Source organism: Streptomyces sp. NBC_01707 (genome assembly GCF_041438805.1).
Taxonomy (GTDB): domain Bacteria; phylum Actinomycetota; class Actinomycetes; order Streptomycetales; family Streptomycetaceae; genus Streptomyces.
The window spans coordinates 425492-440168 of record NZ_CP109190.1 but is presented as its reverse complement, the minus strand read 5'-3'; the positions used below and the strand labels follow the sequence as shown (position 1 = coordinate 440168).

The window sequence follows — 14677 nt, the reverse complement described above, 5'->3', positions numbered from 1 at the left end:
ACACACCCAGCCCGGAGCCGGCCTGTGGCTCGGTCCGTCGGTCGGTCCAGGTCTGCCGGCGCGATGCACCTGCGGCTTCTGGCGGTCTTGTCGGCCGGTGACTGCGTTCGAGGGCATAAGCCCAGGTCGGAGAGGTACGGGCTGGATGCCGCAGGTAGATTGGGAACATGGTGTTGCCGGGGCGTGCTGCGGTCTTCCTGGGTCGGCGTGCCGAATGTGCGTTGTTCGACCGCTGGCAGGATGCCGTCAAGGCCGGTCGAGGTGGCGCTCTTGTGATCGTCGGTGAACCTGGTATCGGCAAGTCCGCGCTCCTCGACCACATGGCTTCGACTGCGGTCGGCTTCCGCGTGGTGCGGGCCGCCGGTGTGGAAGCGGAGGCGGAGCTGCCCTTCGGTGGGTTGCACCAGGTCTGCGCGCCGTTCCTACCCGCACTGGAGCACCTGCCCGGACCGCAGCAGGACACCCTGGCTGCGGCATTCGGGCTGCGGACAGGAGCTGCGCCCGACCGCTTCGTGCTGGGCCTGGCCGTACTGGGCTTGTTGTCCGAAGCGGCGGCCCGCCAACCGCTGATCTGTGTGATCGACGACGCCCAGTGGCTCGATCCGGGTTCGGCCCAGGCGTTGACGTTCGTGGCGCACCGCGTCGGTGCGGAGCCCCTCGGCCTCGTGTTCGCCACCCGCCATGCCGATGGTGGTCTGGGCGGGTTGCAGGAGGTGGTGCTGACCGGGCTCGGCCCTGGCGACGCCCGTGCCTTGCTGCACTCCGCTCTGCACGTGCCGTTGGACGAGGAAGTCGTGGACCGGATCGCGGCGGAGGCCCGGGGCAATCCGCTGGCCCTGCTCGAACTGCCCCGGGCGATGACGGCTGCCGAGTTCGTGGGCTGTTTCGGTCCGACGGGCACCGCAGCCGTGCCGGGGCGCATCGAGGACAGTTTCCGTAGCCGGGTCCTCAGACTTCCGCCGGCCACCCGGATGCTGCTCCTGGTGGCCGCGGCAGAGCCGACCGGCGACTCCGCGCTGTTGTGGCGCGCGGCCGCCCGTCTGGGAATCGGAGTCTCGGCCGCGACAGCGGCCGAGACCGACGGGCTGCTGTCCATCGGCACGCAGGTGGTCTTCCGCCATCCCCTGGTGCGGTCGGCTGTCTATCAGGCGATGCCGCCGTCGCAGCGGCGGGCCGCGCACCGGGCTCTGGCCGATGTCACCGGTCCTTCGGAACCGGACCGGCGTGCGTGGCACCGCGCGCAGGCCGCCGTCGGCTTCGACGAGGAAGCCGCATCGGAGCTCGAGGGGTCGGCTCACCGGGCCCTGGCACGCGGCGGTATCGCTGCCGCTGCGGCATTCCTGGAGCGGTCGGTCGCGCTCACTGCCGACCCCGCCGCCAGGGCGGAGCGGGCGCTGGGTGCGGCACGCGCCAAACAGCAAGCCGGCGCGTACGACAGCGCTCTGGACCTCCTTGCCCTGGTCGACCGGGGACCCGAGAACGAGCTGCGGGCCGCCAACAGCGAGCTGCTGCGAGGGCAGATCGCGCTTGCTCACAGTTTCGGCGGCGGCGCCGCCCCCGTGCTGCTGAGCGCGGCCCGCCGCTTCGAGTCCATCGACGTCTCCCGTGCCAGGGATGTCTACCTGCAGGCCCTGACCTCAGCAATGCTCGCCGGCCGGCTGGGCGACGAGTGCCGGATCGCGGAGGTTGCCCACAGCGCTCGCCGGCTGCCTGCGGCGTCCGTTCCACGCGCCTCCGACCTCCTGCTGGACGGGCTGACGCTCCTGATCGTCGAAGGCCGAGACGCCGCAGTTCCGGTGTTGCGCAAGGCGGTGTCGGCGTTCACCACAGCGGAACTGGCCCCCGAGGAGGAGTTGTACTGGCTGTGGCTGGCCGGCCACGGCGCCGGGCTGTTGTGGGACGACGAGGCATGGCGACTGCTGGCCACGAGGCTGCTGCGATCCTGCGAGGAACGAGGAGCACTCAGCATTCTCCCGATGGCCGCAGCCACACGTGCGGGACTGCACCTGCTGAGCGGGGAGCTCATGCAGGCCGCCTCGTTGGCCGAGACGGCCGCCGACGTCACTTTGATGACCGGAGCCGGCCCGGTTGCCTACGCGGAGGTGGGGCTCGCCGTCTTCCGCGGCCGGGATGATGAGGCCGCTGCCGCGATCCGCACCGCGACCCGGGACTCGCTGGCGCGGGGCGAAGGCATGGCGCTGACCTACCTGCAATGGGCCACCGCCGTGCTCCACAACGGTGCATGCCGGTACGATCAGGCGCTGGAATCCGCCCGCCAGGCCGTCGCCGACTCCAGCGTCCAGCGGATCCGCAACTGGGCGCTGCCTGAGCTCATCGAGGCGGCCGTACGTACCGGACACCAGGACCTGGCCGACGAGGCGCTGAGGGAGTTGTGCCGGACGACCGAGCCCTGCTCCAGCCACTGGGCCGCAGGCCTTGAAGCACACTGCCGGGCTCTGCTTGCCGTTGGCACGGACGTCGAAGACCTGTACCGCACGGCCTTGGGACAGCTTGAGTGCACCGGCTTGCGCGCCGCGGTGGCTCGTGTCCATCTTCTGTACGGGGAGTGGCTGCGGCGCGAGCGCCGCCTCCTCGAGGCACGAGACCAACTACGGCAGGCACACGACATGTTCGTGCGGTTCGGCATGGACGGTTTCGCCGAACGGGCTCGCAGCGAACTGTCAGCGGCCGGCGAACCCACCCGCAAGCGTCGGTCCGGTTTCGATGAGCAGCTCACTCCCCAGGAAAGACGGGTTGCGATGCTGGCGGCCGAGGGAGCCACCAACCCCGAGATCGCGTCGCGATTGTTCATCAGCGCCAGCACGGTCGACTACCACCTGCGCAAAGTCTTCCGTAAGTTCAAGGTCACCACGCGTACTCAGCTCGCCCGGCTGCTGCAAGACGGCCAGCCGATTCCCGGAGACACGGACCGGTCCTGACGCCGCGACCCGAGCACGACTACGCATTCACGTGGTGCCCTCGGGCGGGGGCGTGTGCCTACCGTTACAAGTGATGCGGCACCGGCGCGTGCCGGCGGCAGAACGTCGGCCGTGCTTGCCGCGACACACCGCGGAAAGCGAGCGGACCGCCATGATCACGCCCACGACCACACCTGATTCCTCCGTGTCCTGCCACGAGGTATTCCACCGGTGGGCATGCCTCCTGCTTCCCCTCGACCCGCCCAGGCAGCGCCATCGTCCTGAAGCGGCTCCAGGGGAGGACTCGGCCTCCACGATCGCCACCCAGTTCGACGGTATGTGGCGGCGAGGTGACGATCCGCGAACTCCCGTCGCAAGGCGGCGACTTCGGCTCGGACGCCTTCAACCCCCACGACAGCGCGTACTCGTCCTCGACGACCTGCCGCCATCTGCGCGTGCAGGGGCGCCCCGGCCGACCGGTCCCTGCCCGGCCGAACCTTCCCTGCGCGATCCGGGCGACCGGGGGCTCGATCGGCATCACCACCCGCCGGCATGGCGCAACATCCTGCCTGCTCGCTGCCGGCCCAGGCCCGCGGCGGACAGGAGGAAACCACCGGTGTCCGCTTCGACGGCGCTCCGGCCGGCTTCCACGTGCCCGGATTCGAGCACGCAGACCCGCCCGGCGGAGGGCGGGTGACGGCCCGACCTGGGCCGAGAACCGACCGGATCCGCACAGGTCGGCCCGGCAACGGTCACCACACCCCGCGCGGCAACTGCCACCACCGTTGCGCAAACCCAACGTTCAAGAAAGGCGGCGGGCACATGCCCACCCCACCCGTCGGTGCGGCCCATCGCATGGTCGAGACCCTCTCGCAGTACGGCGTGCCGTACGTCTTCGGTGTTCCCGGAGCCACGATCGACGCCGTTCACGGTGCCCTGGCCGTCGGAGGGCCCGAACTTGTGATGTGCCGCCACGAACAGAACGCTGCCGTGATGGCCGCCGCTGTCGGGCTGCTGACCGGTACGCCCGGAGCGGTCCTGGCCACCTCAGGAGCCGGCACCACCAATCTGATGACCGCTCTGCTCACGGCGACGACTGAGCAGTACCCCATGATCGCTGTGTGCGGGGCTATGACCCGCCGGGGCCGGTTCGAGCGAACCCAGCGGTCGATGGACGCCATCGCCGCACTGAGGCTGGTCACCACTTATACCTGCGAAGTCCACGACCCCGACAACGTCCCCGAAGCCATCGCCAGCGCCGTGCGTGCGGCGGTCACCCCACCCCGCGGTGCGGCCGCGGTGGTGATACCTGACGACGTCGCAGGCGCGCTCACCGCCGCCACCGTCGTCCAGCCGCACAGGCACCCTTCACCCGGCCCCGCTCCCGCTGAATGCATCCACCGTGCCGCACAGATCATCCGCGCCGCACAGCAGCCCGTCCTGCTGGTCGGGCTGCGTGGTGCGGATCCCGAGGCCTGCGCCGCGGTGCGCGAACTGATCCGCGTCACAGGCCTGCCCGTGGTGGAGACATCCCAGGCGGCGGGCATCGTCCCGCGCACACTGGAGGAGCAGTACGCCGGTCGGATCGGCCTTTTCCGCAACCAGCCCGGGGACGTCGTGGTGACACATGCCGACGTCCTGATCACCGTCGGCTACGACCCCGTGGAGTACGACCCGGGCCTGTGGAACACCGACCCGGCCCGTGCGATCGTCCACATCGATGCACTGCCCGCCGAGATCGGCAGCCACTACCAGCCCGCTCTGGAACTGCGGGGCGATGTGGCCGCGACGGTCGGTGAGCTGTCAGGGGAGCTGTCCGGGCTGGCGATCAGTAACCGGACCCGAGCTGCCCTGGCCGAACAGCGCGCCGCCCTGGCCTGTATCGAAGAGGAGGCAAGGGCGGTCCCGGCCACCGCTGTCGGCCTCAATCCCGCCGCGGTGATCCTCAAGATCGCTGAGAACGTGGAGGACGACGCCACCGTGGTGTCCGACACGGGCTCGCACATCTACATGGCCCGTCACCTCCGCGGACACGAGCCGCGGCGCATCCTGCTCTCCAACGGCATGCAGGCACAGGGAGTTGCCCTGCCACGGGCGATGACCGCCGCACTGCTGCGGCCGGGGACACAGGTGGTGTCGGTCTCCGGGGACGGGGGGTTTCTGTCCAGCGCACCGGAAATAGAGACCGCCACCCGTCTGGGCCTCCATGCCACGCATGTGATCATGCGGGACAACGCTTACGACATGGTGGCCTTCCAGGAGCATCGCAAATTCGGCAGGGCGTCCGGTGTCCGGTCGGGCGACTACAACATCGCCCTGTACGCCGGCGCGTTCGGCGCCAGAGGAATCCGGACCGAGACCATGGATGCCTTCGAGTCCGAACTGCGCTGGTCTCTCGACCCGGGCAGACTCTGCGACCCCGGCATCACGATCATCGACGTCCCGGTCGACTACGCACAGAGCACCGAACTCTTCGCGCAGCTCCATGACAGCAATCTGAGATGACGGGACGACGACCGCGGCTCGGGCGCAGCCCCCTCCAGCTGGTCCGGTCGGTCGGCCCAGCCCACGGTGGCGATCAGCCGCGGTGAGGCAGGCACACATCGCGACAAGCAGGAGGTTCTCATGACGACGCAGACACACATGATGACAAGCACGGGCCGCGCCGCGACATCCGCGGGACTCGCCTTCAGCCTCTCGGCGGTACGGCTACGACCGCTCATCGCGGTCGTGGTCGCCTCGGCCGTCCTGCTCGGCGTCACCCTGGGGGGTGTGATCGTCCCCGCGGACGTCCACCTGGTAGTGCTGCTGGTGGCGGTGCCGGCTCTCACCGCTGCGGCAGACAACACGTGTACCACCGTCAGCATGACAGCCCTGGCCTGTCTCGGCGTGGTCGCGGTCGACGTCGACGACGGTCTGCCCAGCTCACCGATCCTCCCGATCGACGTCCTGGGCCTGTTGGTCGTCTGCGTCCTGGTCCTCGTGTTCCGGCGAATGCGGGACGTGGACCATCGAACGCTTCGTGCGGTGCGCTCCGTTGCGGAGACGGCGCAAAGGGCGCTGCTGCCCCCCTTGCCCTGTCGTGTGGCAGGCCTGGAAATCGCCACCGCCTATCGCTCGGCCGCCGCCCACGCACACATCGGCGGAGACGTGTACGCCGCCGAACGTGTCGACCGCACGGTCCGGATGTTGATCGGTGACGTGCGGGGCAACGGCTTGGCGGCGGTCGACGACGCCGCAGCCGTCATCGGTGCGTTCCGCGAAGCCGCGCACCGTGACGTGCGACTGGAGCATGTCGCCCTGGCCCTGGACGCCGGCGTGCGCCGCCGTGTCGACCAGGCCGGACAGACGGACAGCAACGCCGCGGAGCGGTTCATCACCGCTCTCGTCCTGGAGATACCCGACGACTCGCACGTCGTCCACGTGATCAGCTGCGGCCACCCCGACCTGATGCGCTCTCACGGCACAGACGTGGACCTCCTCGAAGTGCCGCAGCCGGCACCACCGCTCGGCCTGGGCGGTGACCAAGCGGCCTATCAGGTCAACACGTTCGGATTCGAGCCGGAGGACACGCTGCTCCTGCACACCGACGGCCTCCTTGAGACCCGCGACGCAGCGGGCGTCTTCTACCCGGCGCTGGACCGTTTCGCGCTCCTTGCCGAGGACGAGCCGCAGTACCTGATCGAGCGCCTCATGAGCGACCTGACGGTCCATGCGGGCGGGGAGGTGCAGGACGACGTCGCCATGGTCGCGGTGCGCCGCCGGGCCGCACCGCCCACGGAGGGTGCCGACGAGGACGGCCACCATCCGAGTCCGTTCACTACCGAGTTCGGCTCGTGGCCCGCATAGACACCGGTGGGGCTCGTAAAGCCATCGCCACTGGTCAGCACCGGCTTCCAGGCTCGTCGACGATGAACCGGGGGCCGGGCCCTCCTCAGGGGAAGGCCCGGCCCTCTCGTCGTACGACAGCCGCTACTCGGTCTTGATCGCGTTCAGCATGTTCAGCTTCGCGGCGCTGCGGGCCGGCCACAGCGAGGCCAGCACGCCGACGAGTCCCGCGAGCACCAGGAAGATCCCGATCCGGTCCCAGGGCAGGACGAGCTCGTAGCCGGGGATCGACGCCCTGATGGTCTCGCCGATCGCCCAGCCGAGGAACACGCCGAGGCCGATGCCGATCAGTGCGCCGAAGAGGGAGATGACCACGGCCTCCAGCCGGACCATCCGCTTCACCCGGCGTCGGTCGAGACCGATCGCGCGGAGCATGCCGATCTCCTGCTGGCGCTCGAAGACCGACATCGCGAGGGTGTTGACCACGCCGAGGACGGCGATGAGGAGGGCCATCGCGAGAAGGCCGTACAGGATGTTCAGTATCAGGTTGATCATGCCGCCGAACTGGTCGCGGATGTCCTGGTGGTCCATCACCGTGATGGCCGGGTTCTCACCGAGGGCGCTGATCAGGGCCTTCTCGTTCGCCGTGGTCCGGCCGCCGTCCATCTTCACGAAGATCTGCGGGATGAACGGCTTGGCCTCGTGCGGGTTGACGACCTCGGTGCTGACGATGACGGGGGACACGAACTCGCTGTCCTTGTAGACCGCGCCGACCGTCAGGGTGCCCTGCTTCTTGTCGCCGAAGGTGACGGGAATGTCCGTGCCGACCTTCCAGCCCCTCTTCTCGGCCGTCTTCTCGGCGACCGCGATCCGTCCGTCGGCGAGCGATCCGAGGCCGCCCTGCACGACGTCGATGTTCAGGACCTTCTCGATGGCGCCAGGGGTAACCGCCGACACCGACACGAAGCCGTCCCTCTCGCCCTTCCTGTCCTTCCTGAGTTCGAAGTACACGGACTGCTGCGGCGAGACCGCGGAGACGCCGTCCGCCTTCTCCAGGGCGGTCAGCGCGGACTGGTCGAGGTCACCGCCGTTCGCCATCACGACCATGTAGTCGGCCTTGATGTTGTCCGTGGTCATCTTGTCGAGGGCCTGGCCGACCGTGACACCGAGCACCGACAGACCGGTCACGAGCGTCAGACCGATGGCGAGCGCGGATGCCGTGGCGCCGGTGCGGCGCGGGTTGCGGACCGCGTTCCGCCCGGCCAGCTTGCCGGAGACCCCGAACGGGCCGGTGAGCAGCGGGCGGATGAGCGCGATGACGGGCCGCGACAGCAGCGGGATCAGGATGATGATACCGATCAGCGCGAAGAACGCGCCTGCCGCGATACGGATCCGGCCGTCATCGCCGCCCATTCCGGCGCCCCACACGATGGCGGCGGCGCCGAGCGTGCTGATGAACGCGCCGATGGAGTTGCGTACCACCAGGGACTTGGTGGTGGCGACCGCGTGGACGCTGATCATCGCCGCCACGGGCGGGATCTTCGCGGCTCTGCGGCCCGGCAGCCAGGCGGCGAGCATCGTGATCAGCACGCCGACGGCGAGTGCGGCGATCACCGGGGTGGCGGTCACGACCAACGGTCCGGGCGGAACGTTCATGCCGAACGTGGCCATGCCCGAGCGCAGCCCGAGCGCCAGACCGACGCCGATGACGAAGCCGATCGCCGAGGCGATCGCGCCGACAACCGCGGCCTCGATGAGCACCGAGCGGGTGATCTGCTTGCGCGAGGCGCCGACGGCGCGCATCAGGGCGAGCTCCTTGGCGCGCTGGGCGACCAGCATCGAGAAGGTGTTGGAGATCAGGAAGACGCCGACGAAGAGCGCGATGCCGGCGAAGCCCAGCAGCACCTGCTTGAGGGCGCCCAGGCCCGACTCGATCTCCTTCGCCTGCACTTCGGCGGTCGCCTGGCCGGTCTTGGCCTCGGCGGACTTCGGCAGCAGCGGTTCGATCGCGTCGAGGAGCTTCGCGTCGTCGGCGCCGGGGTCGGCGGTGACGGTGACGTCCTGGTACCAGCCCGCCTCGAGGTACTGCTTCTGGGCGACGGCCGTGTCGAAGAGCACGAGGCTGCCGCCGGCTTTCACCTCGCCGTCGTCGGTGGTGAAGACACCGCTGAGGGTGAACACCTTCACCGGCCCGTTGATCGCGACCCGGACACGGTCGCCGACCTCGTAGCGGCCCTTGGCGGCAGTGCCCTCGTCCAGCGCGATCTGACCGGCCTTCAGCGGGCCCGAGCCGTCGGTGAAGGCGTAGGCGGGGTCCTTGCCGTCGTTGCCGGGGGCGAAGTTGGAGCCCTTGGGGCTGCCGAACGTGCCATCGATGAGCTTCCCGTCGGGGTCGGCGACCCCGGCGAAGCCCTCGACGCGGCCGTACGCGGCGGCCACGCCGTCCAGTGCCCGGATCTTGTCGACGGTCTTCTGGGAGATGCCGGGGTCGGACTCGGGGTCGTTCGGGTCGCCGAACGAGGTGACGGCCACCGCCACGTTGTCGTAGCTCTTGGCGGACTGGTTGCGGAAGGCGTTGCCGAGGGTGTCGGTGAAGACCAGGGTGCCGGAGACGAAGGCCACGCCGAGCATCACGGCGAGCACGGTCATCAGCAGCCTGGCCTTGTGCGCGAGCACGGTGCGCACGGCGGTACGGAACATGTGGGCGTCCAGGTGGTGGGGCGTCCGGACCCACCGGGACCGGACGAAGCGACGGGAGCGGGGGCTGGGCCCCGGAGAGGGGGCCTGAGGGCTCAGCTCGTGCGGCCCTTGGCGTCGAACGCCTTCATACGGTCCAGCACACCGTCCGCGGTCGGGGCGAGCATCTCGTCCACGATCCGCCCGTCCGCGAGGAAGACCACGCGGTCCGCGTACGAGGCCGCCACCGGGTCGTGCGTCACCATCACGACGGTCTGGCCGAGCGCCTGTACGGAGTTGCGCAGGAAGCCCAGCACCTCGGCGCCGGAACGGGAGTCGAGGTTTCCGGTCGGCTCGTCGCCGAAGATGATCTCGGGCTGGGAGGCGAGCGCGCGGGCGACGGCGACGCGCTGCTGCTGGCCGCCGGAGAGCTGGGCGGGACGATGGTGGAGCCGCCCGGAGAGCCCAACCATGTCGATGACCTGCTCCACCCACTGCTTGTCGGGCTTACGGCCGGCGATGTCCATCGGCAGCGTGATGTTCTCCAGCCCCGTCAGAGTCGGCAGCAGGTTGAACGCCTGGAAGATGAAGCCGATCTTGTCCCGGCGCAGCTGGGTCAGTTGCTTGTCCTTGAGGGAACCGAGCTCCGTCTCCCCGATCCGCACGGAGCCGCTGCTGAAGCTGTCGAGACCGGCCACGCAGTGCATCAGCGTGGACTTGCCGGAGCCCGACGGGCCCATGATCGCGGTGAACTCGCCCTGCGGGAAGTCCACGGTGACCCGGTCCAGCGCGACCACCTGGGTCTCACCGTGTCCATAGACCTTGGACAACTCCATGGCGCGCGCGGCCACTGCGGTGGCACGGTGGGTGATGGCGGTGGTCACGTGACGGCTCTCCTGGTGGCTGATCCTGAGGGACCTCACCATCCTGCTGTCCGTCAGGCCTCCGGATCGTCCGTCCTGGTGCCCGTTCCCGGGGCCCTCTTGGGTCTGACGGCGGTGCCAGCCCGTCCTCCTCTGGTATGACGGCGCCCCGGGTCGGCGGGCGCCCGAGCCTCGCCACCGAGGAAGTCATCCGCGCCGCCCGCGATCTGCTGCCCGATCCCGGCCGCTCGATCGGTGCGCTCGTCGCCTGGGCCGGCCGACAGGGCGTCAAGGTCCGGGTGTTGTTCTCTCCCGCCGACTTGGCGGTCATACGGGGGCTGCGGCGCGTCCTGCCGTTTCGGGCCGGGCAGGCCACCCCGGGGGCGCTGCTCGACAAGATTCGGGTCCACGACCGACAACTCGCCTTTCTGGGGCAGGTGCACCAGATCGTGCCCGACGCCTGAGGCCGGTCCCTGCGGGCGGGGCCGACTGGGGGAAATCCCCCAGGGAAGACGGAGGAAAGCCGCGTTCCACCGCCCCATGCCCACCCCTGGCGTGAAGACCATGAATGCACGCACCAGGAAGTCGCGATGATCGAGGCCAGGGGTCTCACCAAGCGCTACGGATCGACTGCCGCCGTCCCCGCCGTCACCGGTCTGAGCTTCGACGTCCGGCCGGGAGCCGTGACCGGCTTTCTCGGCCCCAACGGGTCCGGCAAGTCGACCACCATGCGCATGATCATGGGGCTCGATACCCCCGACGCCGGACAGGCCAAGATCAACGGTCGTCCCTACAACGAACTGCACTGGCCGCTGCGCGGGGTCGGCGCACTGCTCGAGGCCCGCACGCAGCACCTGGGCCGCAACGCCCACCACCATCTCTCCGCGCTCGCCGCCGGCGGCGGAATCCCGCGCTCCAGGGTCGATGAAGTCCTGGGCACAGTGGGTCTGTCCGAGGTTGCGGGCAAGCGAGCCGGCACCTTCTCGCTCGGCATGTCCCAGCGCCTCGGCATCGCGGGCGCCCTGCTCGGCGACCCCGGAGTACTGCTCTTCGACGAGCCGGTCAACGGGCTCGACCCCGAGGGCGTGCGCTGGATCCGCAATCTGATGAAGGGCCTGGCCGCAGAGGGCCGAGCGGTCCTCGTCTCCAGCCATCTGATCAGCGAAATGGCGCTCACCGCCGACCACTTGGTGGTCATCGGCCAGGGCCGACTGCTCGCCGACACCTCGGTGACCGAACTGACCGCGGGCGGCTCCAGTCTCGAAGAGGCGTTCTTCCGGCTGACCAGTGAAAGTGCCACCTACCGTGGCGTCGAATCGCAGCTGCCCTCGGCGGCGCAGAGGAGGCAGCGGTGAGCACCGCGAACCCCACCTGGACCGGTGAGCGGCGCATCCCCGCCGGGAGCTATGGCTTCGGCAACGCCGCACGAATGGAGTGGATCAAGCTCCTCTCACTGCGCTCGACCTTCTGGACGCTTGCAGCCGTGGTCATCGGAATGACCGGCATCGGCGTGGTCACCATGGCCAACACCAAAGCCCCGTCCGCCGACAAGCTGGCCACCTTCGACCCGACCAACAATGTGCTCGCCGGGATCGCCCTGGGTCAGCTCCTGATCGGGGTGCTCGGCGTCCTCGTCGTCACCGGCGAGTACTCCTCCGGTTCGATCAGGTCGACCCTGGCGGCCGTGCCCAGGCGTCCGACGATGCTCGCCGCCAAGGCCACCGTCGTCGGAGTCCTCGCGCTCGTCCTCGGCGAGCTGGTCACCTTCGTCACCTTCTTCGCCGGGTGCGCCACGCTGGAAAGCTCGGTGCCGAGCCCCTCGCTCGGGGATCCCGGAGTGCTGCGAGCCCTGCTGATGTCCGGCTCGTACCTCGGCATGATCGCGGTCATGGGCATCGCGATCGGGGCCATCACCCGGCACACCGCGAGCGCCATCGGCACACTGGTCGGTGTGACCTTCGTACTTCCCGCACTCCTCGCGGGAGTGACCGGGACGGCCGTCGCGAAGTTCTTCCCGACATGATTCTCGCGAACTCGCTTGCCGTCGCCAAGCCGGTGGACGGGCTGCTTGCCCCCTGGCCCGGATTCTTTCTGCTCTGCCTCTACACCGCGGCCGTATACGTCGTGGGCAGCCGGCTTCTGGTACGCAGCGATGCCTGAGCAGACGCGCCCGCCGGGACGGGGAGTCGAGGTGCGCGCCCTGGTCCGTACGGTGCTGCGCGACCCGCTGACCGGACGGGCCTGGGCCGAGGCGGCGTACTGCCTGCTCACCGCGCCCGTCGGCATTGCGGGTGCGCTGGTCCTGCTCGTGCTGCTCGCCCTGGGTGCCGGGTTCCTGGTCTCGCTCCTGGGTGCGGTTCTCGGGCTGCTCCTCATGGTGACCGGGATGGGTCTGGGCCGTGGACTCGGCTCGGTGCACCGGATACTCGCGGGGCGGCTCCTCGGCGAGCGATTTCCCGGGCCGGTCCCGTTCCGGTCTCCCGAGGGTCTGGGCCTGGTCGGGCGGCTCGATGCCCGGCTGCGGGACCGGACCGGCTGGCGGCATGTGGGCTACACACTGGTGAAACTGCCCGTGTCGCTGGTCTGTCTGTACGCCGCGCTCTGGTGGGCGTCCGGCCTTGCCAATCTCACCGCGCCCCTGCGCTGGGCTCTGTTCGGCGCCTTTCCGCCGGCCGACGGCGGGCGTGGGATGGTGGCGCTCACCCCGCTGCCGTTCGGTGGCTCCCCCACCGTCACCACCTTTCCCGGCACCCTCCTCGCCGCGGCCATCGGCTTGGCCACGGTCCTGACCGCTCCCTGGCTCGCCCGGGCGGTGGTCGGCGCCGACCGGCGGCTGATCCGTGCCCTGCTCGGACCGGTGTCGCTGAGCGAGCGGGTCCGCGACCTGGAGGAGACCCGGGCGCTCGCGGTCGACGACTCGGTGGCGCTGCTCCGCCGAGTGGAGCGCGATCTGCACGACGGCCCCCAGGTCCGCCTTGTCGCTCTCGCCCTCAGCCTCGACATGATCAAGAACAAGCTGAGCGACGACAAGCAGCCGATCGACATCGCGACCGTACGACGCCTGGTGGAGAGCGCGCACACCAACGCCACCGAGGCCCTCACCGAGCTGCGCGACCTGTCCCGCGGGATACATCCGCCGGTCCTGGACGACGGACTGCCCGACGCCCTGGCCACCCTCACCGCACGCAGCACCGTGCCCGTTCAGCTGCACATCGAGGTGGACGAGCGACCGTCGCCCGCCATCGAGACCATCGCCTACTTCTGCGCCGCCGAACTGCTCACCAACCTCATCAAGCACAGCGGCGCTCGACAGGCCGAGATCTCGGTGCTGCGCCGGGACGACGGCACGCTGGGGCTGCGGGTCTCCGACGACGGCTGCGGCGGAGCGCGGGCGGGGGCGGGCAGCGGCCTGACCGGGCTGCAGCAGCGGGTCCGTACGGTCGACGGGACCCTGGACATCCACAGCCCCGAGGGCGGGCCGACGGTGATCACCGTCGAGCTGCCGCCCCGCGCATGAGCCCGCCAGGAGGGCCTCGTGAGAGCATTTCCGCCATGCGGGTAGTGATCGCCGAAGACGCCGCCATCCTGCGGGAACTGCTCGTGCAAATGCTCACCGACCGCGGTTACGAGGTCTGCGCCGCGGTCCCGGACGCGGAAACGCTGCGATCGGCGGTCGCCGAACACCGCCCGGACGTCACGATCGTCGACATCCGGATGCCCCCTTCCCACACCGACGAAGGACTGCGCGCCGCCATCGGGATCCGCCGGGAGCACCCCGGCACCGGTGTGCTGCTCTTCTCCCAGTACGTCGAGACCAAGTACGCCACAGAACTGCTCGCCGCCGGTTCCGCGGGCGTCGGCTATCTGCTCAAGGAACGGGTGGCGAACATCGCGGAGTTCACCGACGCCCTGGACCGGGTCGCCACCGGCGGCACCGCGCTCGACCCCGAGGTGGTCACCCAGCTCGCCGGCGCGGGCCGGCGCGCCGCCGACCTCAGGACACTCACCGACCGCGAACGCGACGTCCTCTCACTCATGGCCGAGGGCCGCTCCAACACGGCAATCGCCCAGGCGCTGCACATTTCGCCGGGCACGGTCGAGAAACATGTGGCAAGCCTCTTCGGCAAGTTGGGCCTGCCGGCCTCGGAGGACCTCAACCGCCGGGTGCTCGCGGTGCTGCGGTTTCTGCGGGACTGACCGACGGCTTCAAGCAGGTCGTGGGCGAGGGCGGCTGTCGTCCACTCGGGGTGGTCGTGTCTGTCGTTGACGACGGTGACCGGGGGCCGGCCGCCGATCCGCCCTCCTTCGTCCCCCTGCACTCGAAGGACGCCCCGGTCGCTGTCGCGGCCGCCGTGGTCATCAGCCATGCACGACCGACTGTCGTTCCCGACG

The 14677-nt window shown here is 69.8% G+C and carries 10 protein-coding genes and 1 pseudogene; 9 read left to right on the top strand and 2 right to left on the bottom strand.

Features of this window, described 5'->3' with window-relative positions; all coding sequences use genetic code 11:
* Positions 1–167 precede the first annotated feature (167 nt).
* The 3 genes from OG963_RS02085 to OG963_RS02075 all read left to right on the top strand — a co-directional run bounded on the left by OG963_RS02085 (position 168) and on the right by OG963_RS02075 (position 6767).
* Positions 168–2939: a LuxR family transcriptional regulator gene (locus OG963_RS02085; RefSeq protein ID WP_093779195.1), complete on the top strand. Its 2772-nt coding sequence runs from the start codon at positions 168–170 to the stop codon at positions 2937–2939.
* An 801-nt stretch (positions 2940–3740) separates the two neighbouring features.
* On the top strand, positions 3741–5423 hold the full coding sequence (gene alsS / locus OG963_RS02080; protein WP_371798257.1) for an acetolactate synthase AlsS: 1683 nt from the start codon (positions 3741–3743) through the stop codon (positions 5421–5423).
* Between the two features lie 120 nt (positions 5424–5543).
* A complete protein-coding gene (locus OG963_RS02075; RefSeq protein ID WP_371798256.1) occupies positions 5544–6767 on the top strand; it encodes a PP2C family protein-serine/threonine phosphatase in 1224 nt (407 codons plus the stop codon).
* Positions 6768–6890: 123 nt separating this feature from the next.
* Here the strand turns inward: OG963_RS02075 and OG963_RS02070 are convergent, their stop codons facing one another.
* Both OG963_RS02070 and OG963_RS02065 read right to left on the bottom strand, forming a co-directional pair.
* Positions 6891–9446: an ABC transporter permease gene (locus OG963_RS02070; RefSeq protein WP_371798255.1), complete on the bottom strand. Its 2556-nt coding sequence runs from the start codon at positions 9444–9446 to the stop codon at positions 6891–6893.
* Between the two features lie 92 nt (positions 9447–9538).
* On the bottom strand, positions 9539–10306 hold the full coding sequence (locus tag OG963_RS02065; protein WP_371798254.1) for an ABC transporter ATP-binding protein: 768 nt from the start codon (positions 10304–10306) through the stop codon (positions 9539–9541).
* A 137-nt stretch (positions 10307–10443) separates the two neighbouring features.
* On the opposite strand from OG963_RS02065, the gene OG963_RS02060 reads away from it, so the two are divergent.
* The 6 genes and pseudogenes from OG963_RS02060 to OG963_RS02035 all read left to right on the top strand — a co-directional run bounded on the left by OG963_RS02060 (position 10444) and on the right by OG963_RS02035 (position 14482).
* Complete coding sequence (locus OG963_RS02060) at positions 10444–10749, top strand: hypothetical protein (RefSeq protein ID WP_371798253.1); 306 nt, start codon at positions 10444–10446, stop codon at positions 10747–10749.
* 126 nt (positions 10750–10875) lie between these two features.
* Positions 10876–11523: pseudogene (locus OG963_RS02055) on the top strand (ATP-binding cassette domain-containing protein); the annotation flags it as partial.
* A 113-nt stretch (positions 11524–11636) separates the two neighbouring features.
* Entirely contained in the window at positions 11637–12308 is a 672-nt protein-coding gene (locus OG963_RS02050; protein WP_371798252.1) for an ABC transporter permease, read from the top strand.
* Complete coding sequence (locus OG963_RS02045) at positions 12305–12445, top strand: hypothetical protein (RefSeq protein WP_371798251.1); 141 nt, start codon at positions 12305–12307, stop codon at positions 12443–12445. The genes OG963_RS02050 and OG963_RS02045 overlap by 4 nt, the downstream gene beginning before the upstream one ends.
* Complete coding sequence (locus OG963_RS02040; protein ID WP_371798250.1) at positions 12438–13802, top strand: sensor histidine kinase; 1365 nt, start codon at positions 12438–12440, stop codon at positions 13800–13802. The genes OG963_RS02045 and OG963_RS02040 overlap by 8 nt, the downstream gene beginning before the upstream one ends.
* A 35-nt stretch (positions 13803–13837) precedes the next feature.
* Positions 13838–14482: a response regulator transcription factor gene (locus OG963_RS02035; RefSeq protein WP_319741218.1), complete on the top strand. Its 645-nt coding sequence runs from the start codon at positions 13838–13840 to the stop codon at positions 14480–14482.
* Positions 14483–14677 lie beyond the last annotated feature (195 nt).

What these genes read in the sequence shown, in the direction of transcription:
- OG963_RS02085 (WP_093779195.1), top strand. Translation starts at nt 168, where the DNA reads ATGGTGTTGCCGGGGCGTGCTGCGGTCTTCCTGGGTCGGCGTGCCGAA.
- alsS (WP_371798257.1), top strand. Translation starts at nt 3,741, where the DNA reads ATGCCCACCCCACCCGTCGGTGCGGCCCATCGCATGGTCGAGACCCTC.
- OG963_RS02075 (WP_371798256.1), top strand. Translation starts at nt 5,544, where the DNA reads ATGACGACGCAGACACACATGATGACAAGCACGGGCCGCGCCGCGACA.
- OG963_RS02070 (WP_371798255.1), bottom strand. Translation starts at nt 9,446, where the DNA reads ATGTTCCGTACCGCCGTGCGCACCGTGCTCGCGCACAAGGCCAGGCTG.
- OG963_RS02060 (WP_371798253.1), top strand. Translation starts at nt 10,444, where the DNA reads ATGACGGCGCCCCGGGTCGGCGGGCGCCCGAGCCTCGCCACCGAGGAA.
- OG963_RS02045 (WP_371798251.1), top strand. Translation starts at nt 12,305, where the DNA reads ATGATTCTCGCGAACTCGCTTGCCGTCGCCAAGCCGGTGGACGGGCTG.
- OG963_RS02040 (WP_371798250.1), top strand. Translation starts at nt 12,438, where the DNA reads ATGCCTGAGCAGACGCGCCCGCCGGGACGGGGAGTCGAGGTGCGCGCC.
- OG963_RS02035 (WP_319741218.1), top strand. Translation starts at nt 13,838, where the DNA reads ATGCGGGTAGTGATCGCCGAAGACGCCGCCATCCTGCGGGAACTGCTC.